Consider the following 21,734-nt stretch of genomic DNA (forward strand, 5'->3'; position numbering starts at 1 on the left):
TGGAAAATTTTAGGTAATATGCAGCAACAGTAGAAGAACATGCGCCAAAAATTTAGTAATTTTATAGGGCTTGTGCACTTAAATTTTTTGCAATATCAAGTGCAGCGTAAGTGAATATTGCACTTGCACCCGCACGTTTGAAACCAATCAAAGATTCATAAATCACCTTGTCATAATCCAGCCAGCTATTATTTGCAGCAGCTTTTATCATTGCGTACTCACCGCTTACTTGGTAAGCAAAAATCGGAAAATTAAACTTATCACTTGCTGTTTTGATAATATCCAAATATGGCATACCCGGTTTAACCATAATAAAATCTGCACCTTCATTTATATCCATTTCAATTTCGCACATTGCTTCGCGCGCATTTTTATAATCCATTTGATAACCACTTTTGTCTATAGAATGTGATAGCCCACATGAACCAACGACTTGCCTGAATGGAGCATAGAAGCTAGAGCAGTATTTCACTGCATAAGATAATATTAATACGTCTTGAAAGTTGTTATCATCTAATGATTTTCTGATTCTTCCTATTCTACCATCCATCATATCAGAAGGAGCAACTATATCACATCCTGCTTTCGCTAAAGCAAACGCTTGCTTACACAGCACTGATATAGTTTCATCGTTTTCTACATCCATCTGATTATCTTTTAAAATGCCGTCATGGCCGTGAATAGTGTATGGATCCAATGCAACGTCTGCAATAATACCAATTTCAGGTACCTTTAATTTTACAGCACAAATTGCTCTGCAGATTAAGTTGTCAGAATTATATGCTTCCTCAGCGTTTTCAGATTTTAGTTTACTATCAACTACAGGAAAAATTGCAACAGCATTAATCCCTAAATCTTTAGCTTCCTTAACTATAGACACTAATCCATCTATTGAATAACACTTTACGCCTGGTAAGCCAGAAATTGGTTCAGTTGTTTCTTCTCTGTCATGAACAAACAGAGGAAGAACCAGATCATTTACTGATAAACTATTTTCACTTGTTAAATTGCGAACCCATTTGCTCGAGCGCCTGCGTCTTAATCTTGTATTTGGGAAATTAAACATTGGATCCAGGCAAATTCCCAGTAAAGAGCAACACCCCTGAAATGAGTATCACCCAAAACACTGATATTGGTAAAAATACTTTCCAACCAAGGCGCATTAGCTGATCATATCGATAACGAGGTATTGTTGCTCTAATCCAAATAAATACGAATAAAAGTATAATTACCTTCAAAACGAACCAAATTAAACCTGGAATTTTATAAAGCAAACCAAGTTCTAACGGAGGATACCATCCCCCCAGAAAGAATATTGTCATCATAGCACTTGCTAAAATCATATTTGCATATTCTCCAAGAAAAAAGAGGGCAAAAGGCATGGATGAATATTCAACGTTATATCCAGAGACAAGCTCTGCTTCAGCTTCTGGTAAATCAAATGGGTGACGATTAGTTTCTGCAAGCAAAGAAATAAAAAATATTATTCCTATAGGCATTAGTAGTAAATCAACCCAAAATGGCATATTGTGTTTCGCTACCACCATCTCTCCAAGATTTAATGTTCCAGTGGTAATAACGACTGTAGCAACTATTAAGCCTATTGAAACTTCATACGAAATCATCTGAGCAGCCGACCGTATAGCGCCAAGAAATGCATAATTAGAATTGCTTGACCAGCCTGCAATAATCACGCCGTATACTCCCAGCGACGATATAGCTAGCACATAAAGCACTCCAACATTAATATTTGCTATAACCTTAGGAATAACTACTTGCTGGCCATTTTCTACAATTACTTCAGCACCAAACGGTATAACTGCCCAGGCAATTAATGCCAAGATAAAGGTAAGCATTGGAGCCATAATGAACAGTATGGTGCTCGCTCTAAATGGTATTATCGGCTCCTTAATCAGGAGCTTAATAGCATCTGCAAATGGCTGCAATAGCCCAAAAGATCCAACTACATTTGGGCCTTGCCTCAGTTGAATTGCAGCAAGGACCTTACGCTCAAAGTATGTCAAATATGCAACTGAAAGTAGTAGCGGTACTAAAATAAATAAAATATTAACTAGCGTGTTCATAAAAAGCTTTAGTACAATCTGCCATTATTTTTGAAGCGCGACTTATTGAATCCGTCATATAAAAATTACACTCCTTTAAAGTAAAAGGTGTATTACTTAAGCTTATTTCACCGCTGCTGATTGGTACCCATGTGTTTTTTACCACTTGATCAGCATTTCTAAACTGTGGACCGATAGTATCTAATTTTTTTCTCACGTCAAATAAACTATCATATGGTAAGGAAAGATCCAAATATTGCGAGAGATTTTTAATAATTAACCAATCCTCCTTTGCTTCACCTGGAGGAAATACAGCTAAATTTGTTCTTTGCACTCGACCTTCAGTGTTTACATAAGTTGCATATTTTTCTGTATATGCAGCACCAGGCAAGATAACATCTGCCACATGTGCACCCTTATCACCGTGATGACCTTGATAAATTACAAATGTATTTTCTAATTTTGATGTATCAATTTCATCTGCACCAAGAAGATAAACCACTTCTATTTCACCACTTTCTGCATGTTCCAATATTTGATTAATATCCCTTTCGCCTTTTTTAGGAACAAACCCAGTATCTAGCCCACCAACTCTTGCTGCAGCTTTATGCAGCATATTAAAGCCATTCCAGTCATCTCTGACCATGTTAAATTTTTCTGCAATTTTGCCAGCTAGAACTAGAACTGATTCAGAATCGTCTCTTACTAATGCATCTTGACCGATAATCAGCATAGGGCTCTGAGCAGCACTCAGCAGCTCACAGAACTTATGATTTCCATTTGCTATTTCACTCAAAATATCAGGATTATCGCCCAATTTCTCAACATGATACAAATATTCAATGTTAGGACCAACACTTGCAACAGGAAAGTTGCCCTGTAAATATCTCTTTCTCAATCTTACGTTAATAATCGGTGCTTCTATCCTTGGATTTGTATTTATAAGCAGACATAAATCTGCATTTTCTATACCTTCAATAGTGGTATTGAACACATACGATCCACGATTACTTGGTATAAGCTTTGCACCATCTTGCCTACAGTCTATATTCCCCGAGCCGAGCTTCTGCATCACTTCTTTGAGTAGAAGCATAGACTCACAATCTGCTAAATCACCTGCAATTGCAGCTATTTTATTTGATTTTGTATTCTTTAATTTCTTTGCAGCAACAGTTAATGCTTCATTCCAATCAACTGGGGCTAATTTACCATCTTTTTTTATATAAGGTCGATCAAGACGCTGAACTTTTAGTCCATCATAGGCAAAGCGGGTTTTATCTGATATCCATTCTTCATTTACCTCTTCGCTCAGCCTTGGTAATATCCTCATAACCTCCGGGCCACGATAATCAACTCTAATTGCGCTGCCCACAGCATCTAGCACATCTATAGTCTCACAATGTGATAGCTCCCATGGACGCGCTGTAAAGGAGTAAGGCTTTGAAGTTAAAGCCCCTACCGGGCAGAGATCTATGATATTTCCAGATAATTCAGAACTAATATGCCTTTTTATGTAAGTGCTAATCTCTACATTTTCTCCCCTTCCGATTCCTCCAAGTTCATTTGTACCTGCAACATCAGACAAAAATCTAACACACCGAGTGCAATGAATGCATCGATTCATCGCAGTCTCAATCAGTGGTCCGAAGTGTTTTTTTGGCACAGCCCTCTTATGCTCATCAAGTCTGCTGGTTCCTTTCCCATAAGCCATCGTGATATCTTGCAAATCGCATTCACCACCTTGATCGCAAATTGGGCAATCAAGCGGGTGGTTAATTAGCAAAAACTCAAGCACACCTTCACGTGCTTTTTTAACCTTAGGGGTATCAGTGTGAATAACCATCCCTTCTGCAACTGGCATTGCACAAGAGGCTACTGGTTTTGGAGGTCCACCCTCCACTTCAACCAAACACATTCTGCAATTACCAGCAATTGCTAAACGCTCATGATAACAAAAACGTGGAATTTCAACGCCCACGACTTCACAAGCTTGAATTATAGTGAGCCCATGCTCTACTTCACATTCCTTAGAATTAATAGTAACTTTAACCACAACTATTATACAGCTTCCCACTTTATAGGATTGCCGCTTACCTCATCTTCAACCAGATTGCCGTTGTCATATTGAGCAGACATATAATTCATGCGCGAATCACGATCTATATATCTAACAGGTTTTACCGGTTTATCTTTATACATTTTTTGCTCAGCTTTCTTACGCTGAGTAGGGTTATTTTTACTAGCTGTCTTTGCTTTCCCACCTGCTGACATATAAACTCCTAAAAACTTTTCATTCTATTTTAACACTTAAGTATACAGCGTCAATATTTAATAACTTTAAAATTTCAATAGATCTCTTATTATAATCATTTTACAATCATTGTTTAAATAAAAAGTTACCCCTTGATGCCATTCCAGCGCATGACGCACAGCTGTACGAACCATACGCGTCAAGTTAAGGAAATAAAGGTATGAAAGAGATAGAATAATAAGGTATAAGTTCTCCCAGATATACTTTTAGTGAGAGAACCAATGAATAAAATAACTTGCTTATCAAAAAAGCTCAAAGAATTTTTTAATGAAAAAGCAGAGAAAATCTCAATTACAACAAGGTTTATAAAAAGAAAGAGAAAGCTAAAAGGTTCATCATTCGTAAAAGCCATGGTCTTGGGTAATATAGGAGTTGATAATTGTAGCGTAGAAACAATGTGTCAATTACTAAACGAGGACTCGATAGATATAACAAAACAAGGTTTGGATTTTAGATTTACTGAAGAAGCAGTGGAATTTATGAAAAGGATGTATAATGAATCTGTGGTTCTCTTTAAAAATATCTTGCAAGTTGATTGCAAAATCTTACAGCAATTTAATAGTGTTAAATTATTGGACAGTAGCTATATTACTCTACCTAACAGTATGGAAGAGATGTATAAAGGTTATGGTACTAGCTACAGTGGCTATGAAAGCAATACTAAGTCTGGAATAAAGTTACAATTAGTTTTCGATTACATGAATCAGATAATAGACCAACTTAATTTAACGGAGGGAATAAGATCAGACCAGGGATATAGGAAACATTTAAGTAATATATCAAGCAATGATTTGCTAATATCTGATCTCGGTTATTTTGTGCCAAGTTCTTTTAAACAAATCAATGAAATAGGAGCTTATTTCATAAGTCGTTATAAATCCGATACCAACGTATATGATGTAGAAACAAATCAAAAAATGGAGTTATTAGAATGTTTAGAGGATAAGTTATTTTTAGAAAACGAGGTATTGTTAGGAAAAGAAGCAAAAATTAGAGTAAGAATTATATGTCAGAAACTAACTGAAGAACAGTCTATAGCCAGAAGAAGGAAAGCTAATAGATTAGCAAGATCGCAGGGATATACATCCTCTAAAAGAAATCAAAAATTGTTGAACTGGTCAATATTTATAACTAATGTTCCAGAAAATAAAATTAGTGCTGAGCAAGTATTAACGATTTACAGAGTAAGGTGGCAAATTGAGTTATTATTTAAATTGTATAAAAGCCATATCAGACTTGATAAGCTAAAAGGAAAGCCATGCAGAGTATTATGTGAACTATATGCTAAATTGTGCGCAATTCTTATATTTCACGGCATAGTTGTTTGCACAGAAGTGAAAAAGAATACAGAACTTAGCTTAACAAAGGCATTTATTGAGCTAAAAAGGCGGGTTAGAGAGTTATTTTTAGTATTAACCAAAATTAATAGTTTAAAAGCATTTCTTAAAAAACTCACTATAACTTGGTCGCGATTTTCATTAAAAGACAAACGTAGAAGGGCTAGAGTATCCACTTTAACCTCTCTAAATTTGCTCACAATCTCTTAACTTGACGCGTATGCTTTTTTGAACATTCCCTGTTAAGATGCCTAATCTACTTTCAGCTCCTCAGTATGTAAACTGCGTGGTAAAGACTCTAATTCCTTTGCAGCACTTAAACTTTTATTTTTTGCATGTATACCAAGCTTATTGAATTCTCGAGCAGCAGGAAACACCCTTGCTTCAAGAGAGCCAGCAGTTTTATTATAATGATCAACAGCACTTTTTAAGCTCCTGCGCAAATTATCAAAGTTTTCACCCATTGTGCAAATGCGCTCATATAAAATATGACCTAGTTCACTGATTTTCTTTGCGTTTTCAGCTATCATCTCTTGCTTCCATCCATACGCTATTGCTCTCAGCAACGCAATTAGAGTGATCGGTGTTGCAATGATCACTTTTTTTTCCACTCCAATCTCTATCAAAGCAGGCTCATATTCCAGTGCTGCGCTAAAAACTCCCTCCCCTGTTAAGAAAAGCACCACAAGTTCTGGCGTATTTTCAAATTGATTCCAATACTCTTTTTTACCCAAGTCATTTATGTGTTTTTTTATTGCCAGGGAATGGTTCTTTAATTTCTCCTTTTGTATTTGCAAATCATTTTGTGATATAGCATCCATGTAAGAATCAAGCGGCACTTTAGCATCTATTATTATTTGCTTTCCAGATGGCATTTTGATTATTAAATCAGGACGCAATAAATTATCCTCGTTTTTATCAATCACTGACGGCTGAGTAAAAAAATCGCAATACTCAATCATTCCTGCCATTTCTACCACTCTTTTGAGTTGCATTTCACCCCATTTGCCCCTAATGTGAGGTTTCCTCAGGGCATTAGCAAGGTTGGAAGTTTGGTTCATCAGCGCTCCAATTTGCTCCTTTAAACCTTCATAGGCCCCTACCCTCTCCTTTTCTAGCTCACGTATTTCATTATCGAATTTTTCTAATTTTTCTTTTATTGGAGTTACAACTTCGTTGATCGTTGCTTGTCTTTTTTTGAAATCGCTTTCCGTTTCTTTTAATTTACTATCGATTACTTCCTTTGCTAAGTTCAGAAAATTATTGTTATTTGTTTGCAAAGCATCAAGAGAGAGCGCTTTAAAAGTGTTTGTTAATCTCTCCTCTGCTTTTGTTAGTAATTCTATTTCCTTTTTCTTTTCCTCACGTTCTTTTTGCAGAGTTACTTCAAGTTCTGCTCTTTTGACCCTTAAATCAACTATTTCTTCATTCTTCGTAAGCAAAGTTTGCTTTGTTTCTTGAAGTTCTTGCTCTAATTTACATAAATTACCCTCAAGGTTTGCTTTCTTTTCGCTCAGTTTTTTTACGATAATGTAGAAAAATAGTAATAGAGAGACAACCAGAGCTATAGAATTGAAAAGCATCAGAATAAAAAAGCTGTATTTACAATTCTATATGATTTTTGTGTGTATAAGAAAGAAAAAAGGAGCACCTAAAGAGGTGACCTTACCCAGAAAAAGCAGAGAGAAAGTTAAGACGTTTTTATCATGAGAATAAATTGTGCAGGAATGCAATAGTTAATAGTAGAATGTCTACGTTATTTGTTATAAAAGATTTCTATGTATTCAAATATGGCAGTTCTGGTTTGTTGAGCGAGAAGTATCAATAAGCAGCTCCCTTTTAAGTGAACTTTTCTGCAACAGAGTTATCGTAACAACAGCCCTTATGGCTCATGCTGGAAATGATGTTTTTTGTATTCAATAGAAATTGGTAATTTTGAGAGGTATACTGTGGTGCGCCAAGAAGTGCTTGGAGAACAGTTGGTGAAAATCCAACACAAACAAAGTCTAGCCAAAAGTTTGGAACAGACCACTATGTTGCATGAGGTAACGAGTGTAATAGAGCTAGTGGGATGGACAATGCAGGGCACAACGGAAGTGAAGGAGTGGAGTCCCGAAATACCTGAAGACATAGAGGTCGACATGTTCATGGCCATGGAAGACAGCATGAAGGATAACGTAAAGGCAAGTTATCACTCACTCTATCGGGATCTGAGACCGTGCCATGTATTGAAATGGACTTCAAGTGAACTTGGGAGATCCCATGCATTCCTATTAAGGTACGTTGGAACAAGTCAACAAAGGCAAGAACTAGCGGAAGATGCAGGGGAAGTCGGACTGATTGATAGTACTCAGAATGTGGGAAAGCCACGTACAAGGGGAAGCGATCAGCAATATAGTAACTGGAATAGGGATTGCTATGCCAATACAACGGAGGTAGGAATAACATGCGATATAAACTAAACCAGATAGCAGTAAGAGCAAAGCAAGATAAGCGACTAAAATTCACATCGTTAGTCCATCTGATAAATACAGAGAATCTTGCGAGATGTTATAAAGAACTGAAGCGTAACAAGGCTTGTGGAGTAGACCAGATAACAGTGGAATCATACGGAGAAAATCTGAATGAGAAACTCGAAGTGCTAGTAGAAAGTATGAAGAGGAAGCAATATCAACCACAACCAGTAAAGAGGGTATATATACCGAAAGCTGGAAGTAAAGAGAAACGCGGACTCGGAATACCATCGACCGAGGATAAATTAGTACAGATTATGCTGAAGAAGATATTAGAAAATATTTACGAGGCAAACTTTCTGGACAGCTCATATGGATTTCGACCTGGAAGAAACTGTCATCAAGCGGTAAATGCACTAGATAAAGCAGTTAAGTACAAGCCAATAAACTACATTGTAGAAGTGGATATCAAGAAGTTCTACGATAATATACAGCATAAATGGCTAATGAGGTGTCTAAGGGAACGAATAACTGACCCAAATTTGCTGTGGTTAGTAAAGCGGTTTCTCAAGGCAGGGATAGTCGAAGCTGGAAATTATGAAGCAACAAAACAAGGTACACCACAAGGCGGTATAGTAAGTCCTGTATTAGCAAATATATACTTACATTATGTGTTGGATTTATGGATAGAAAAGAAATTTAAATCAAGATCCAGAGGATATATACAACAAATAAGGTTTTGCGATGATTTTGTGGTTTGTTGCGAAAGTAAGGTAGACGCGGAAGAATTTCTGGAATTACTGAAACAAAGGCTAAATAAATTTGGGTTGGAAGTATCTGAAAACAAGACCAGAGTAGTAAAGTTTGGCAAGAGGGAGTGGCAACGAGCGATAAGAGAGAAACGAAGGACGGAAAGTTTCAATTTTCTGGGGTTTACGCACTATGGTGCAAAAAGTCGTCGTGGTAGATTAATGATGGGACATAAAACCTCTAAGTTAAATCTAGCCAGAAAACTAAAAGAAATCAAGGAGTGGTTGAAAATAGTCCGCGGAAGTATTCGACTTAAAGATTGGTGGCAAGTACTGAAGGCTAAATTAACAGGACACTATAACTACTTTGGTATTAGCGGAAATTATTGGTGTTTGAAACAATTTTACACATCAGTAAGAAAGCTAGCATTTAAATGGATAAATCGGCGTAGTCAGAAAAAGAGTATGACCTGGGAACAGTTTGTACACTACGTAGAAGTAAATCCATTACCAAAGCCAAAAATACATTTTTCTTTATATGCATAAGAGGGACGACTGTGAAAACTAATATTGATGAGCCGTGTGCGGGAAATCTGCAAGCACGGTTCTTTAGGGGGAGTTGTAGTAATAAAACTCAAACGAGAGGAGTAAAGCTACAGCTTCTACCGAACAGGTTTAGCAAGGAAAAGAGAAAAGCTTTTAATAAGTCATTTTATGAATTATTAGAGAACTCGTTTAAGAATATTAACGAAAAAGACGAAAAAGGAGAAACAATACTGCACAAGGCAGCAAGAATGTCGACAAGAAAAAAAGTAAGTTTTCTAGTCAGGAAGGGAGCGGATGTCAATGCAACAGATAACAGGGGTTCTACACCATTGCACTGGGCAGCATCGGCGAAACGTCTAGAGAACGTAAAAGAGCTGATAAGGGAAGGAGGAGAAGTAAATGCTACTCAATATATCAACGGATGTACGCCACTGCACTCTGCATGTAGGCTAGGGGCAGGAATTGCAATAATAAAAGAGCTAGTAAAAGCAGGAGCTGCAGTTAATCAACTGGATAAATATGGTGCAACACCAATGTACTATATCTGGGAAAGTGAAAGGTATGGCCTATGGGATAATGGAGAGAATGAAAAGGCGAGGAAATTTCTGGGAAAGCAAGGCGGAATAACAAAAAGTAGAGAACTGACGTGCTATGGAATAGAGAGGCTAGTGGGAGAAATAGCAGACATGTTGAATAGGAGTTATTTGCCTGAGTTAAAAATAATAGAGATAGGAGAAATAAGGAAGAAAGATAAGTCACTAATAAAGGAAGAATGTAAAAATTTAGCAAGCAAAATAATGAGCCAAGTGAACGAAATGATAGATGAGGTGGTGGAGGCAGACTTAAGCAAGATGTGGTGAGGAGGGAGCTCAAAAAGATGAGCAAAGAGTTTGGTTGCGAAAATTTCAAAGGGAAAGTGAGGTATGTTATGTCAAGGAAAGAAGCAAGGAATGTTTTTGATAGGTTATTGAAAGCATTATCAGAAAACAGGTTTCAACAAATAAATGAAAAAGACGCAGCAGGTTGCGCAATATTGCACCGAGCAGCACAGGTGTCAGAGCCAGAAGTAATAAAGTTATTAATAGAAAAAGGTGCAGGTACAAACGATAGAAACAATAGAGGCGAGACACCGTTGCACCTAGCAGCGTTTTTAGGAAGAAGAAAAAATGTGAAAGTGCTGATAGAAGGAGGAGCTACAGTAAATGCAAAATCAAACAATAAAGCAGTACCACTACACTTAGCCTGTTTAGCAAGAAGAATAGGAACAATAGAAGAGCTGATAAATGCAGGAGGAGATCTTGATACAGTAGATAAATTTGGATGTAGCCCACTAAACTATGCAAAAATTTACCCGAAAGTGACAAGTTATCTAGAAAAGAAGGGAGTGAATATGAGAGATGTAGAAGTGATGTATGGAGAAGCAAACAAGGCAATAGAGGAGGTAATGGAGAAACGAGACTGAAAAAATGAAGTCACTTAGAAAAGGAGGTATTGTTTAACAGGTTAAATAGATAGACATACATCTTAATATATTATATTAATATTCGAAAAAATGTGTAAATTTAGCAAAAAAAAACTTGCTTTTTATGCCAAGATAGCCCTAAGTGAAAAAGTAGCTAGTAAATAAACAAGATTTGCTAAGCGCTAAAGTGAGCCAAATTGGAGGCACTTTATATTGCATTAATAGCTGAGGAAAGTTATGGTAAAATTTAGTAAAAAAGAAAGAGAAGAGTTTAATAAGGCGTGGAAAGAGGTATTAGATAACTCAATAGAAAATATTAATAAAAAAGACACAAAAGGAAGGACGATATTACATTACGCAGTAGGAATGCCAGATCCAAAAAAAGTGAGGTTATTAATCAAAAAGGGAGCAGATGTAGATGCAGCAGATGCCGGGAAATATAGACCACTGCACTTAGCAGTCATGGGACAACGTGTAGAAAATACAAAAGAGCTGATAAAGGCAGGAGCCGATGTAAACGCAGTGGAACGAAGTAGCAAATTTGCTGCGTTACACCTTGCCTGCATGGTATAGCTCTTTCCATAAAAGTCCGGATGTGATAGGATAAGGGTAGATGATGATAAGGAGGTTGAATGCCAGCAGCATATAGTTATGATTTAAGAAAAAAAGCAATGGAAGCGCTAGACGAAGGAGAAAGCAGAGAAACAGTGGCAGCAAGATTTAAGATTGGACGAACTACTTTATGGGAGTGGCAGCAAAGAAGAAAAGAAACAGGAGACTTTCAATCAAAAAAACTTGGAAATGGGGGTTACAATCACAAAATTACCGACTGGGATACCTTTGCCAAATTTGCCAGAGAACACGGAGGAAAGACTCTATCGGAAATGGCTAAACTTTGGAACAACGTTAGTATCCAAACGATCTATCGAGCCCTTAAAAAAATTGAATTTACGCGCAAAAAAAGACATATGGATACAAGGAAAGAAACGAAGAAAAACGTGCTGAATTTTTGAAAATTATAGCGACAAAAGAACCTAAAAACTTAGTGTATATAGATGAGTCTGGCATTGATAACACCGAAGACTACCCCTACGGATATTGCCAGAAAGGACAGCGGTTTTATGCCTTAAAATCTGGAAAGAAAACTCAACGAATCAGTATGGTTGCAGCCTTAAGTGGAAGAAAGATAGTTGTTCCGTTAACCTTTGAAGGCCACTGTAATATGGATGTTTTTAATGGATGGTTTGAGCAATTTTTGACACCGATCTTGGAACCTGGACAGACTGTCATTCTTGACAATGCTACTTTTCATAAGTCTGATAAGATTATCGAGCTTGCTAAAGGGGTTGGTGCAGAAATTTTGTATCTGCCGCCTTATTCTCCAGATTTCAACAAAATTGAGCATCATTGGTTTGCTATAAAAAACAGAGCCAGGAAAAACATTCCTCTATTCGAATCCTTTCGTCGTGCTGTTGATTCTGCCTTCCTATGACCTGTTCGGACTATTATGAGAAATGCTATATGAGGTTGTCCGGAAACAAGTAAAAGGCTATAATATCTGAAATTTTAGTACGGGGTAAAGATGAGAAAAAAGTATCCAACAGATCTAAGCGAAAGGGAATGGGCAAGAATAGAAAAACACTTCAGAGTATCATACAAGAAAGGAGGAAGGCCGCCAAAGTATAGCAAAAGAGAAATATTAGAAGCAATTTTCTATGTATTGCGTACAGGGTGTCAATGGCGGTATTTACCAAATGATTTTCCGCTATGGAAGACTGTGTATGAGCAGTTCAGGCAATGGAAGAAGCAGGGAATTTTTGAGAAAATGAATTATGAAATTACAAAATATAGTAGAAGAAAAATAGGAAGGAATGAGCAGCCGAGTGCCTGTATAGTAGATAGTCAATCTGTAAAGACTACAGAAAAGGGGGGATCAAAGGCTATGATGGAAGTAAAAAAGTAAAGGGTAGAAAAAGGCATATAATTACAGACACTCAGGGTTTTATACTAGGTTGTTACGTAGGCGCTGCTAACGAAAATGATAGAGATGGTATTAAAATAGCATTAAACAATATGAGAACAAAATATACTAAAGTTAAAAAAATGTGGGCTGACATGGGATACCAAGGAAGAAATTTAAAGAATCACATAAAGGAAGAATATGACATAGATATTGAAATTGTTAAAAGGCCTCCATGTAGATTTTGGGTGCACAAAGATACGCCACCTGAGCTACTACCAACAAGAGAACAAGGGTTTAAAGTACAGCCAAGAAGATGGGTTGTAGAAAGGACTTTTGCTTGGGTTAATAGGAATAGAAGGCTATCGAAGGAGTATGATTTACTCACAACATCCACTGAGAATTTCATATACCTAGCTATGAGTAGGGTTATGTTAAAGAGGGAATATGCTTGAATTTACTTGTTTCCGGACAACCTCTACAATAACATATCTATTTACACTGGAAGACCTGATTGTCTTACACACTCCCTCTTCCATATCCACTAATCCCTCTTGGTATATTTCAAATGAGAGCCTGTTTTGCTTTATTAGTGATAAAGTGAGGTTTAATGTGTTTCTAAACTTCTCAAATTGATAGAGATATTCGACATACCGTATTGCATTTTCACTGCTTCCTACTTGAGTTGCTTGTTTTATTAAATTCCTGATTAGCATACCTTATTATTAAAGGAATTCTTTTTATACTCAAGAATTGATTGGCTACAAAGTGTTTTTAGGAAGCCTGATTGCATAGCTAAAGTAATTCATGTTTACTGATAACCGTCATACCGCGATTCATTCCATAGCTGTACGAACATTGTGATTTGAGAGCAATTTCCATAAGGGAGGATGTCATTCCAGTGCTTGGCACTGGAATCCAGCCTTTCCATAATCATCAAAATATTGTATTTTAACGTAAAACAGCTATTTTTATGCTCACCAACTTAATAAAATTCCTGGATCCAAGTAGTCAGGGCACTGGGATGACATTACAGGGGCACTGAAATGACACCATTTTCGGTCTCTTAAATTGCTTTAGCCATAAATATTTAAGAAATTTACTAAATAAAAAAAGGCAAAAGAAGCCCCGTGGTGGTTGGCTATTTACTATGTACTAAAATATCGGCGTTTTTTTTATTCTAAAACGCTTGATTAAGAGCGATTTAGCTGCTTTTAACTTGCAACTAACCTACACCGCAAGTGTTTAAGAAATTTACTAAGCAGGAAAAAAGGCAAAGAAACCCCGTAGTAGCTAGCATTCAAATTCTCCCTTGTCAATTTGACGTTTTTTGCTGTCTTAAACGCTTTGTAAGCGCGTTTCGGCTTATATAGGTAAAAACCTAAAATTTTTAAAGACATGCGATGCACGTAGTGCGAAAAATTAAACATGAGACGCCAAATACCCTAAGTTTTTGTCATTAACCTGCACAGATTGCGAAGATAAATAAATAGCTTCACTGTTATGATAAGGGGGCTGGCGAAACTTGTAAAGGAATTTTTTACATCTAATTTATAGCTCCCTGCATGATATCACGTATTATCTATACCAAGGAGTTCTGCTTGTAGATATTATACCAACAATCCACTATTTTTTTTATGTCTTGTGGTTTAGTTTCTGGACCTATACTGATTCTAATTGAACACTCTGCTTGCTCTTTTGTTGCCCCCATTGCAAGCAAAACATGGGAAGGCTCAACTTTTCCAGAAGAACATGCGGAGCCATTACTAACTGCAATATGATTCAAGTCAAAATGCATAAGCTGCACATCACTCTTTACTCCTGGCATATAAATAAAACTTGTGTTTGGCAGCCTCTTAGAGTTTTTACCGAAGATTCTTATGTCACTGGCAAGATTTAATAATTCACACTCTAATTGATCACGTAGCTCCTTTACTTCATCCATTTTTGATAGAAGGTCTGGAATATTTTGCAGTGCAGCAGAAAGGCCTGCAATCGCAACAATATTTTCCGTACCACCACGAAATCCCTTCTCTTGTCCACCACCTATTATAATAGGTTCTATCGCAAGTTCTTTATTGAATATTAAAACTCCACTGCCTGCTACACCGCCAAATTTATGGGCGGATAAAGTGAGTAAATCCACTCCTAAATCTTCCATATTAACTTTAATTTTCCCAACACTTTGAGCAGTGTCAGTGTGGCAAATTGCTCCAAACTTGTGTACTATTTTAGCTATTTCCTCAATAGGTTGAATAACTCCGGTTTCGTTATTTGCCATCATAACTGAAACTATTGCTTTGTTTCCTTTAAGTTCGCTTAGAATTTTTTCTAGCTCTAAAAAGTCAACAATGCCCTCCTGATTAACAGGTATTATATATGGATTACATGCAGAATTAAGAATTGAAGGATGCTCTATAGCTGAAATTATATGCAGGTAGCCTGCTATTCCTCTCATAACAAGGTTATTCGCTTCAGTTGCACCAGACGTAAAAACTATTTCTTTATCACTTGAAACGCCAATAGCACCACGTACGTTATCTCTTGCATCCTGAAGAATCTTCCTCGCTTCTTGTCCTCTCTTATGTAGTGATGATGGATTGAGCGTTTGTTTTGACAAGACCTCAAATATACTTTTTTTTACATTTTCACTAATTGGAGCAGTTGCATTGTAATCAGCATATACGCAACCACTATTTTCTAAAGAGAATGGACTCATCTGTCACTTAAATAAGTTTACCATCAACTATAGCCATAACTATGTACGTTAGCTTTAACACGATAAAAAATTTATTGCAAAAACAGCGAAATTAATACATAATTAATAACTCACGTCATCAATACCTGTCAAGCGGGTTCTTATTAGGAGTTACCATGGTTGAAGTTTTTTTAAATAATGCAACAAGAAAGATAGAAGGTGAATACCACCAAAGCAAAGATGCCAACGCGCCGGTTGTGCTGGTTTTACATCATCATCCTCAATATGGTGGTAATATGGATAGTAAAATTGTACATAGTACATATACGTCTTTTATCGATAACAATTTTTCTGCATTGAAGATTAACTTTCGTGGTGTGGGAAAATCTACCGGAACTTTTGATAAGGGTATAGGAGAATTAACTGACGCTGCGGTAGCCATTGATTGGCTTCAGGAACATAATCCTAGCAATGTTCCAATTTGGATCGCTGGTTTTTCTTTTGGAACATGGGTGGCTATGCAGCTAACAATGCGCCGCCCTGAGATAGTGGGTTTTATTGCTCTTTCTCTTCCGGTAACTAAGTACGATTTTTCTTTTCTTTCTCCCTGTCCAGTTTCTGGGCTTATAATACAAAGCAGTAATGATACAATCTCAGAAGAAAGCGATGTAACAGAATTAGCAAAAAGGTTGATAAATTCAGTAAGAAGTGATCACATGAAATACCATATAATAGATGATACTAATCACTTTCTAAAGGATAAAGAAGAGGAAGTGACTCAAATCGTGGACAATTATATAAAACTGCGCTTGAATAGTGCAACTATTTCTTCTCAAAAGGTCAAAAAAGAGGTAAGGGTAAAAGAATATGCCTAATCTTTACAAACAAGAGAAATGAGTGTAGTAATATAAATGAAAAGGTTTTGTTATGTTTAAAAAGCTATTATTTTTTGTTTTAGCTGTGTTTATGTTATCGGGGTGTTCCCTAAGTAAACAGCGTAAGTTAAAAAGTCCGTGTATAAAAAGCAATGAAAGCATTTCATGCGAGTTGTACTCTGTTAATGATCATTGGTTAGATAAGTATAAGGCATAGAAATTGTGCTATTTTTCCTATTCACAACTTCACTAATGATCGATCTCTCAATTGGAAAATGCAGTCTGCCTTTTCTGCAAGGAGATGATTGTGTGTTACTATAAGCATAGAGCTGTTATTTTCCTTTACGTATGAATGTAGCAGTAAAAACACGTTAAAAGAATTTGTTGGATCTAAGTTTCCTGTTGGCTCATCTGCAAGTAAAAGCTTTGGAGAATTTACAATGCTTCTTGCAATTGCAACTCTCTGCCTTTCCCCACCCGAAACTTCAGATACCATGCTACTTGCTTTGTTTTCCAGACCAAATTTTTCCAACATTGCTTGCGAATTTTTTTTTGCTTCAGCTTTGCTTTTTCCTGCAATGAGTTGAGGAAGCATAATATTTTCCAACACCGATAACTCTTGTAACAAATAGTGAAATTGATAAACAAAACTAAGAAAATTTCTTCTTACATGAGTTTTATGCTTATTACTGGCTTGTGTGCAATTTATTCCATCTATCGTAACTATACCTGAAGTTGGCTTATCCAATAAGCCTGCGATTTGCAATATAGTTGTTTTCCCTGCACCTGAATTGCCAATCAGCGCTACTACTTGCCCTCTTGTAACACTTAAGTTGATATCCTTTACAACAGCAGAATTGTCCTTGAAGCTTTTATCTACAGAAGTTATTTCTAGTGCTACATTACCACCCATGTTTAAAAGATCCAGAAGGCATCTAAGTTTTAGTAATAATTAAACCGAAAAACTGTTACCACAACCACATTGAGACTTAGCAAAGGCATTCTTTATTTGAAAACCAGAACCACTGAGATCCTCAGTATAATCTATAACTGAGTTATTTAAAAATTTTGCTGAACAATTATCAACCATTAATACAGGGTTTCCATTTTCATCATTAATTACTATATCTTTACCTTTTTCGCTAAAACTGGAGTGGCTTCTATAGTCCTCACTTTCTTCATAGTCATAGTCATCATCTTCGTCTTCGTCATCAAACTCATCATCGTAATCATCGTCTTCATCATCCAAAGATAGATTTTTATTCATTTGATCCATAAGAAAATTGTATTTGAAGCCAGAACATCCACCACCTGAAACTGCAACCCGTAAAATGGAACTCTTATCCCCTTCCTGCTCTGCAAGAGAGTGGATTTTTTTTAGTGCATTATCAGTTAAGTTGATGTTGTAATTTGTTGACATAGTAACCACCGTTTATTATTGATAACTTATTATAGTAGAAATTTTACATGTCAAACAATAATTTTCTATTAAATTATGCATGTTTTCCAAGCAAAACAAAAGGGAGATACTTCAAAGAGCCAGAAGATGAGAATCGCAGCTGCTTTCAGCGTGATAGGGACCGTATCATTCACTCTAATGCGTTTAGAAAATTGGAGTACAAAACACAAGTTTTTATCAATTATGAGCACGACTACTATCGCACTCGGCTTACTCATAGCCTTGAAGTTGCACAAATTGCAAGGTCCATTGCGCGTAGACTTGGCTTAAATGAGGATATCACTGAATGCATAGCGCTCGCACATGATCTTGGTCATCCTCCATTTGGTCATGCAGGTGAAGATGCTCTAAAGAAATCAGTTCAAGATTTGAATCTTGATAACGAGAAGTATGAGTTTGATCATAATGTTCAAGCTATAAGGATTTTAACTTATCTTGAACAAAAACATGCTGATTTTGATGGTATGAATCTAAGTTGGGAGGTGATTGAAGGAGTTGCAAAACATAACGGTCCCTTGCTTGGTCAAAACGCGGAGTCTTCTACAAGTAATCAGCTGTTATTAGAATACAACAAAAAATATGATCTAAAACTTGAAGAATTTTCAAGCATTGAAGCGCAAGTTGCTTCAATTGCCGATGATATTGCTTACAGTGTTCACGATCTTGATGATGCACTCAGGGCGAATTTAGTAACCATCGAAGATTTGCTGAATGTTCCTTTAATTGAAAAAATGTTTAAAGACATAAGGAGCAGATATTCAGAATTGCCTCAGAGCAAACTCATACATGAATCACTGAGTGAAACTATAGGAACTATGATAAGTGATGTTGTTTCTCAGACTGAAAGAAATATTGAAGATCACAAAATAAAAAGCGTAGAAGACGTAAGAAGTCTAAATAAAATGCTAGTCACATTTTCACCAGAAGTTGCGAATGCTACAAAAGAAATGAAAAGATTCAACATGGAGAAAATATACAGAAGCTATAAACTGAGTAGAACGATGAACAAAGCAAAACGCATAATACAGGAACTCTTTCAATGTTTTTATGAAAACCCAGGATTACTTCCCACAGAGTGGAGCAAACTCGCTTGTGAATCTCAGCGTTCAGTAATAATATGTGACTATATCTCAGGTATGACAGATAGATTTGCTATACACGAGCACAGAAGAATTTTTGATACCTCATACGAAATGACTTCTTTCTAATGACTGATGATCATTTCATGTCAATTGCATTAAGGCTTGCAGAAAAAAATCTTGGAAATGTTGCACCAAATCCTGCTGTCGGGTGTGTTATTGTAAAAGATGGTACAATTGTTAGTGAGGGATATACAGGGATTGGTGGGCGTCCGCATGCGGAGGTAGTCGCTTTGCAAAACGCTAAAGATTCAACTCATGGCGCAACTATATATATCACTCTTGAGCCATGTTGTCATCACGGAGTCACGGGGCCTTGCACTGCAAAAATCATAAAAGCTAGCATAAAAAGAGTAGTAATTGCAACTATTGACCCAGATAGTAGAGTTTCAGGCAGAGGCATGAAAGCTCTGAAAGAAGCAGGAATTGAAGTTGAGCAAGGTATTATGCAAAAAGAGGCAAAAGAACTGAATGTCGGTTTTTTCACCACTAAAGAATTACATAGACCATTTATAGCTTGCAAAGTCGCAACAACTCTTGACGGAAAAATCGCAACATCTACAGGCGATAGCAAATGGATAACAAGTGAAAATACGAGAAATTGGGTGCATGAGCTTAGAGCAAAATATGATGCAATTATGATTGGCAGCAATACTCTTATTAATGATGATCCACTCTTAACTTGCAGATTACCAGGACTTGGAAGTAGATCGCCAATAAGGCTAATTATAGATAGCCAAGGGAGATTAAAGGAAGAGCATAACATTGCAAAGACTGCAGACAAAGTAATAACTTGGGTCATCACAAATAAAGAAGTAGAGAAAAAAATAAAAAACATTAACTACTTAGTAGTTAATTCAAGCAACGCAGGTAAGGTTTGCCTAAAGGACATGGCATTAAAACTTGTTTCAGAAATTGGTATAACAAGATTATTAGTTGAAGGTGGAGGAGTGTTAATCACAGAACTATTAAAGTGTAATTTAATCGACAGGTTGATAATATGCCGCAGTGGTAAAATTTTAGGCAATGATGCCACTCCTTTTGTAGGAGATTTAGGGATTCAATTCATTAACAACTGTTATCAGTTTAAAAAAACAAAGATAATAGAGTTTAGTGAGGATATAGTTGAGGTTTGGGATAGGTCGTCATAATCCTTACATACTCAAACAGTAAAAAAAAGGTATCCGTTCAGCGGAGCGGTAAAATAAAAAGTAGACAAGGAGTGCTAAAAACATAATATCACAAGTAGTATGTGTGGTAAATATGTCTGATCTACTAGCTAGTCTTCTCAAGCTCTGTGAAAGCTTTAAAATAGAGATAGAGCAACTAAAAGCAGAGATAAAGAGGTTAGAGATAGAAAACGAAAATTTTAGATCTGAGAATAAGGCGCTAAGAATCGAAAATGCTGAATTGAAAGAAAGACTAGGTCTGAATTCACAAAATTCATCGATACCGAGCTCAAAAGAGTTATACAAGCTAAAGAAGAAAAAGAAAAAAAGTGACAGGAAAATAGGGGCACAGATTGGGCATGAAGGAAAGTATCGCCCTAAAATGGAAGCAGATGAAGTGGTGAAAATAGAGTTCTTGCGAGTGCGGAGGAGAAATTGCGATATCGAAAGAGCCATACATTCATCAAAAAGTTGATTTGCCAGAAATTAAGCCTTATGTTGTGGAATACCAATGGCCGCTGTTGCAAGTGTGGAAAAAGAAAAAGTAGCAGGCTACCAGAAGGTGTTACTGCGGATACATTTGGTCCAAAAGTTAAGTCAACAATTGCGGCGCTGAGCGGATTTTACAAGAACTCGAAAAGAGAAGTAGCAAATATTATAAAAAATATTTTCAACCTGGACATCAGTGTTGGTAGCGTGTCAAATAGCGAGGCTAGAGTTGCAGAAAAATGCCAAGAAGCATATGAGCAAATCGAGCAAGAAGTAAGTAAAAGTGAAGTTCTGCATATCGATGAAACGAGCCATTATAACAAAGGTAAACTTGGTTGGTGCTGGATGTTTGCCAGTAATACAGCAAGTTTTATAAAATTGACAGAGTCAAGAGGAATGAAGGTTTTACAAAATAGTAAGTTCTGCAATCGCAATAGCTTACGACAGGTACGCAGCATACAACTACTTTGCCGATAAGAACAGGCAAATCTGTTGGGCACATTTATCAAGAGATTTTGAAAGATTAGCACATAGTTGAAGTTAAAGTTCTGGGCTGTTACTTAAGAAACGTAGCCACTGAATTATTTGCACTAAAAAAGGCCTTGCTAAAAAATGAGATAGATGTTTTTAGATTTACCAGACGTGCCAGAAAATTGCGAAAACGTACAAGGTATTACTTGAAGCCGTTTACCTGAAGCAATTGGAGCTTCTCGAGTTGCAAAAAATATTTTGAAATCTGAAAGAATAATGTGGAATTTTTTAGATGACCCAGAAAACATTCCGCTGACAAACAACCATGCTGAACAGCAGATACGGCATTATGTCGTTTATCGCAAAAATTCATATTTTACCCAATCGAAGTGGGGAACTTGAACGGATAATTTCATTATACTTGACATGGAAACAAATGGGCTTTCCAAAACCTCTTATCTATCATCTCTCACACCGCTTAGCTGAACGGATACAACCCAAGAAAGGTTTTTCTACGTCATACCGCCGCGGTATCTCAGCATAGATTCCGCTA

Annotated in this window: 18 protein-coding genes and 4 pseudogenes; 12 read left to right on the plus strand and 10 right to left on the minus strand. The window is 36.6% G+C overall.

All coding sequences use genetic code 11. From position 1 onward, the window contains the following. Window positions 1-61 precede the first annotated feature (61 nt). The 4 genes from hemB to OPR52_RS04710 are packed head-to-tail and all read right to left on the minus strand — an operon-like array spanning window position 62 to window position 4,334. A complete protein-coding gene (gene hemB, locus OPR52_RS04695; RefSeq protein WP_265037857.1) occupies window positions 62-1,066 on the minus strand; it encodes a porphobilinogen synthase in 1,005 nt (334 codons plus the stop codon). Next, complete coding sequence (nuoH, locus tag OPR52_RS04700; RefSeq protein ID WP_265037859.1) at window positions 1,059-2,084, minus strand: NADH-quinone oxidoreductase subunit NuoH; 1,026 nt, start codon at window positions 2,082-2,084, stop codon at window positions 1,059-1,061. Before nuoH ends, hemB begins: the two co-directional genes overlap by 8 nt. After that, on the minus strand, window positions 2,068-4,116 hold the full coding sequence (gene nuoG, locus OPR52_RS04705) for an NADH-quinone oxidoreductase subunit NuoG (protein ID WP_213863144.1): 2,049 nt from the start codon (window positions 4,114-4,116) through the stop codon (window positions 2,068-2,070). The genes nuoH and nuoG overlap by 17 nt, the downstream gene beginning before the upstream one ends. A gap of 5 nt (window positions 4,117-4,121) precedes the next feature. After that, entirely contained in the window at window positions 4,122-4,334 is a 213-nt protein-coding gene (locus tag OPR52_RS04710; RefSeq protein ID WP_265037861.1) for a hypothetical protein, read from the minus strand. 261 nt (window positions 4,335-4,595) lie between these two features. Here OPR52_RS04710 and OPR52_RS04715 point away from each other — a divergent pair, with 261 nt between their 5' ends. Further along, a complete protein-coding gene (locus OPR52_RS04715; RefSeq protein WP_265037763.1) occupies window positions 4,596-5,921 on the plus strand; it encodes an IS4 family transposase in 1,326 nt (441 codons plus the stop codon). A gap of 41 nt (window positions 5,922-5,962) precedes the next feature. Here the strand turns inward: OPR52_RS04715 and OPR52_RS04720 are convergent, their stop codons facing one another. After that, window positions 5,963-7,294: a DNA recombination protein RmuC gene (locus OPR52_RS04720; protein WP_077188164.1), complete on the minus strand. Its 1,332-nt coding sequence runs from the start codon at window positions 7,292-7,294 to the stop codon at window positions 5,963-5,965. Between the two features lie 173 nt (window positions 7,295-7,467). Beyond that, window positions 7,468-7,661, minus strand: a pseudogene (locus tag OPR52_RS07880) (IS3 family transposase); the annotation flags it as partial. Between the two features lie 83 nt (window positions 7,662-7,744). Here OPR52_RS07880 and OPR52_RS04725 point away from each other — a divergent pair. The 7 genes and pseudogenes from OPR52_RS04725 to OPR52_RS04755 all read left to right on the plus strand — a co-directional run bounded on the left by OPR52_RS04725 (window position 7,745) and on the right by OPR52_RS04755 (window position 13,336). Continuing rightward, window positions 7,745-8,173, plus strand: coding sequence for a hypothetical protein (locus OPR52_RS04725; RefSeq protein ID WP_264722787.1), 429 nt, complete (start codon window positions 7,745-7,747; stop codon window positions 8,171-8,173). Next, window positions 8,158-9,459 carry a group II intron reverse transcriptase/maturase gene (ltrA, locus tag OPR52_RS04730; RefSeq protein ID WP_265037833.1) on the plus strand — a complete coding sequence of 434 codons (1,302 nt, stop codon included), beginning with the start codon at window positions 8,158-8,160 and terminating at the stop codon, window positions 9,457-9,459. Before OPR52_RS04725 ends, ltrA begins: the two co-directional genes overlap by 16 nt. An 11-nt stretch (window positions 9,460-9,470) precedes the next feature. After that, a complete protein-coding gene (locus OPR52_RS04735; RefSeq protein WP_265037862.1) occupies window positions 9,471-10,319 on the plus strand; it encodes an ankyrin repeat domain-containing protein in 849 nt (282 codons plus the stop codon). Between the two features lie 17 nt (window positions 10,320-10,336). After that, a complete protein-coding gene (locus OPR52_RS04740) occupies window positions 10,337-10,921 on the plus strand; it encodes an ankyrin repeat domain-containing protein (protein WP_265037864.1) in 585 nt (194 codons plus the stop codon). Between the two features lie 237 nt (window positions 10,922-11,158). Further along, window positions 11,159-11,494 carry an ankyrin repeat domain-containing protein gene (locus OPR52_RS04745; protein WP_265037866.1) on the plus strand — a complete coding sequence of 112 codons (336 nt, stop codon included), beginning with the start codon at window positions 11,159-11,161 and terminating at the stop codon, window positions 11,492-11,494. Between the two features lie 59 nt (window positions 11,495-11,553). Next, window positions 11,554-12,413, plus strand: a protein-coding gene (locus OPR52_RS04750) for an IS630 family transposase (protein WP_265037751.1) whose coding sequence is annotated in 2 segments (ribosomal slippage) — window positions 11,554-11,878 and window positions 11,878-12,413 — 861 coding nt in all. Because the reading frame shifts where the segments join, the coding sequence is not laid out codon by codon here. Between the two features lie 90 nt (window positions 12,414-12,503). Continuing rightward, window positions 12,504-13,336: pseudogene (locus tag OPR52_RS04755) on the plus strand (IS5 family transposase). A gap of 24 nt (window positions 13,337-13,360) precedes the next feature. Here the strand turns inward: OPR52_RS04755 and OPR52_RS07520 are convergent. Beyond that, window positions 13,361-13,597 (minus strand): annotated as a pseudogene (locus tag OPR52_RS07520) (WD_0702 family putative metalloprotease); the annotation flags it as partial. Window positions 13,598-14,463: 866 nt separating this feature from the next. After that, a complete protein-coding gene (locus tag OPR52_RS04760) occupies window positions 14,464-15,600 on the minus strand; it encodes a cysteine desulfurase family protein (protein WP_264722838.1) in 1,137 nt (378 codons plus the stop codon). Between the two features lie 155 nt (window positions 15,601-15,755). Here OPR52_RS04760 and OPR52_RS04765 point away from each other — a divergent pair, with 155 nt between their 5' ends. Then, complete coding sequence (locus OPR52_RS04765) at window positions 15,756-16,454, plus strand: alpha/beta hydrolase (protein ID WP_265037868.1); 699 nt, start codon at window positions 15,756-15,758, stop codon at window positions 16,452-16,454. A gap of 238 nt (window positions 16,455-16,692) precedes the next feature. Here the strand turns inward: OPR52_RS04765 and OPR52_RS04775 are convergent, their stop codons facing one another. Together OPR52_RS04775 and OPR52_RS04780 are read right to left on the minus strand one after the other, a co-directional pair. Continuing rightward, complete coding sequence (locus OPR52_RS04775) at window positions 16,693-17,367, minus strand: ABC transporter ATP-binding protein (RefSeq protein WP_265037870.1); 675 nt, start codon at window positions 17,365-17,367, stop codon at window positions 16,693-16,695. A gap of 39 nt (window positions 17,368-17,406) precedes the next feature. Continuing rightward, entirely contained in the window at window positions 17,407-17,874 is a 468-nt protein-coding gene (locus tag OPR52_RS04780; RefSeq protein WP_012673221.1) for a HesB/IscA family protein, read from the minus strand. 47 nt (window positions 17,875-17,921) lie between these two features. Between OPR52_RS04780 and OPR52_RS04785 the strand changes: the two genes are divergently transcribed. The 3 genes and pseudogenes from OPR52_RS04785 to tnpC all read left to right on the plus strand — a co-directional run bounded on the left by OPR52_RS04785 (window position 17,922) and on the right by tnpC (window position 21,663). Beyond that, entirely contained in the window at window positions 17,922-19,121 is a 1,200-nt protein-coding gene (locus tag OPR52_RS04785; RefSeq protein ID WP_265037872.1) for a deoxyguanosinetriphosphate triphosphohydrolase, read from the plus strand. Beyond that, entirely contained in the window at window positions 19,121-20,203 is a 1,083-nt protein-coding gene (gene ribD / locus OPR52_RS04790) for a bifunctional diaminohydroxyphosphoribosylaminopyrimidine deaminase/5-amino-6-(5-phosphoribosylamino)uracil reductase RibD (protein WP_265037873.1), read from the plus strand. Before OPR52_RS04785 ends, ribD begins: the two co-directional genes overlap by 1 nt. A gap of 112 nt (window positions 20,204-20,315) precedes the next feature. Then, window positions 20,316-21,663: pseudogene (gene tnpC, locus OPR52_RS04795) on the plus strand (IS66 family transposase). The last annotated feature ends 71 nt before the right edge of the window (window positions 21,664-21,734 follow it).

Origin of the sequence: Wolbachia endosymbiont (group A) of Hylaeus communis, assembly GCF_947251915.1 — a bacterium.
Classification (GTDB): domain Bacteria; phylum Pseudomonadota; class Alphaproteobacteria; order Rickettsiales; family Anaplasmataceae; genus Wolbachia; species Wolbachia pipientis.

Excerpts from the sequence above, each read along its gene's own strand:
- hemB (WP_265037857.1), bottom strand. The coding sequence starts at position 1,066 with ATGTTTAATTTCCCAAATACAAGATTAAGACGCAGGCGCTCGAGCAAA.
- nuoH (WP_265037859.1), bottom strand. The coding sequence starts at position 2,084 with ATGAACACGCTAGTTAATATTTTATTTATTTTAGTACCGCTACTACTT.
- OPR52_RS04710 (WP_265037861.1), bottom strand. The coding sequence starts at position 4,334 with ATGTCAGCAGGTGGGAAAGCAAAGACAGCTAGTAAAAATAACCCTACT.
- OPR52_RS04715 (WP_265037763.1), top strand. The coding sequence starts at position 4,596 with ATGAATAAAATAACTTGCTTATCAAAAAAGCTCAAAGAATTTTTTAAT.
- OPR52_RS04720 (WP_077188164.1), bottom strand. The coding sequence starts at position 7,294 with ATGCTTTTCAATTCTATAGCTCTGGTTGTCTCTCTATTACTATTTTTC.
- OPR52_RS04725 (WP_264722787.1), top strand. The coding sequence starts at position 7,745 with ATGTTGCATGAGGTAACGAGTGTAATAGAGCTAGTGGGATGGACAATG.
- ltrA (WP_265037833.1), top strand. The coding sequence starts at position 8,158 with ATGCGATATAAACTAAACCAGATAGCAGTAAGAGCAAAGCAAGATAAG.
- OPR52_RS04740 (WP_265037864.1), top strand. The coding sequence starts at position 10,337 with ATGAGCAAAGAGTTTGGTTGCGAAAATTTCAAAGGGAAAGTGAGGTAT.
- OPR52_RS04745 (WP_265037866.1), top strand. The coding sequence starts at position 11,159 with ATGGTAAAATTTAGTAAAAAAGAAAGAGAAGAGTTTAATAAGGCGTGG.
- OPR52_RS04760 (WP_264722838.1), bottom strand. The coding sequence starts at position 15,600 with ATGAGTCCATTCTCTTTAGAAAATAGTGGTTGCGTATATGCTGATTAC.
- OPR52_RS04765 (WP_265037868.1), top strand. The coding sequence starts at position 15,756 with ATGGTTGAAGTTTTTTTAAATAATGCAACAAGAAAGATAGAAGGTGAA.
- OPR52_RS04775 (WP_265037870.1), bottom strand. The coding sequence starts at position 17,367 with ATGGGTGGTAATGTAGCACTAGAAATAACTTCTGTAGATAAAAGCTTC.
- OPR52_RS04780 (WP_012673221.1), bottom strand. The coding sequence starts at position 17,874 with ATGTCAACAAATTACAACATCAACTTAACTGATAATGCACTAAAAAAA.
- OPR52_RS04785 (WP_265037872.1), top strand. The coding sequence starts at position 17,922 with ATGTCAAACAATAATTTTCTATTAAATTATGCATGTTTTCCAAGCAAA.
- ribD (WP_265037873.1), top strand. The coding sequence starts at position 19,121 with ATGACTGATGATCATTTCATGTCAATTGCATTAAGGCTTGCAGAAAAA.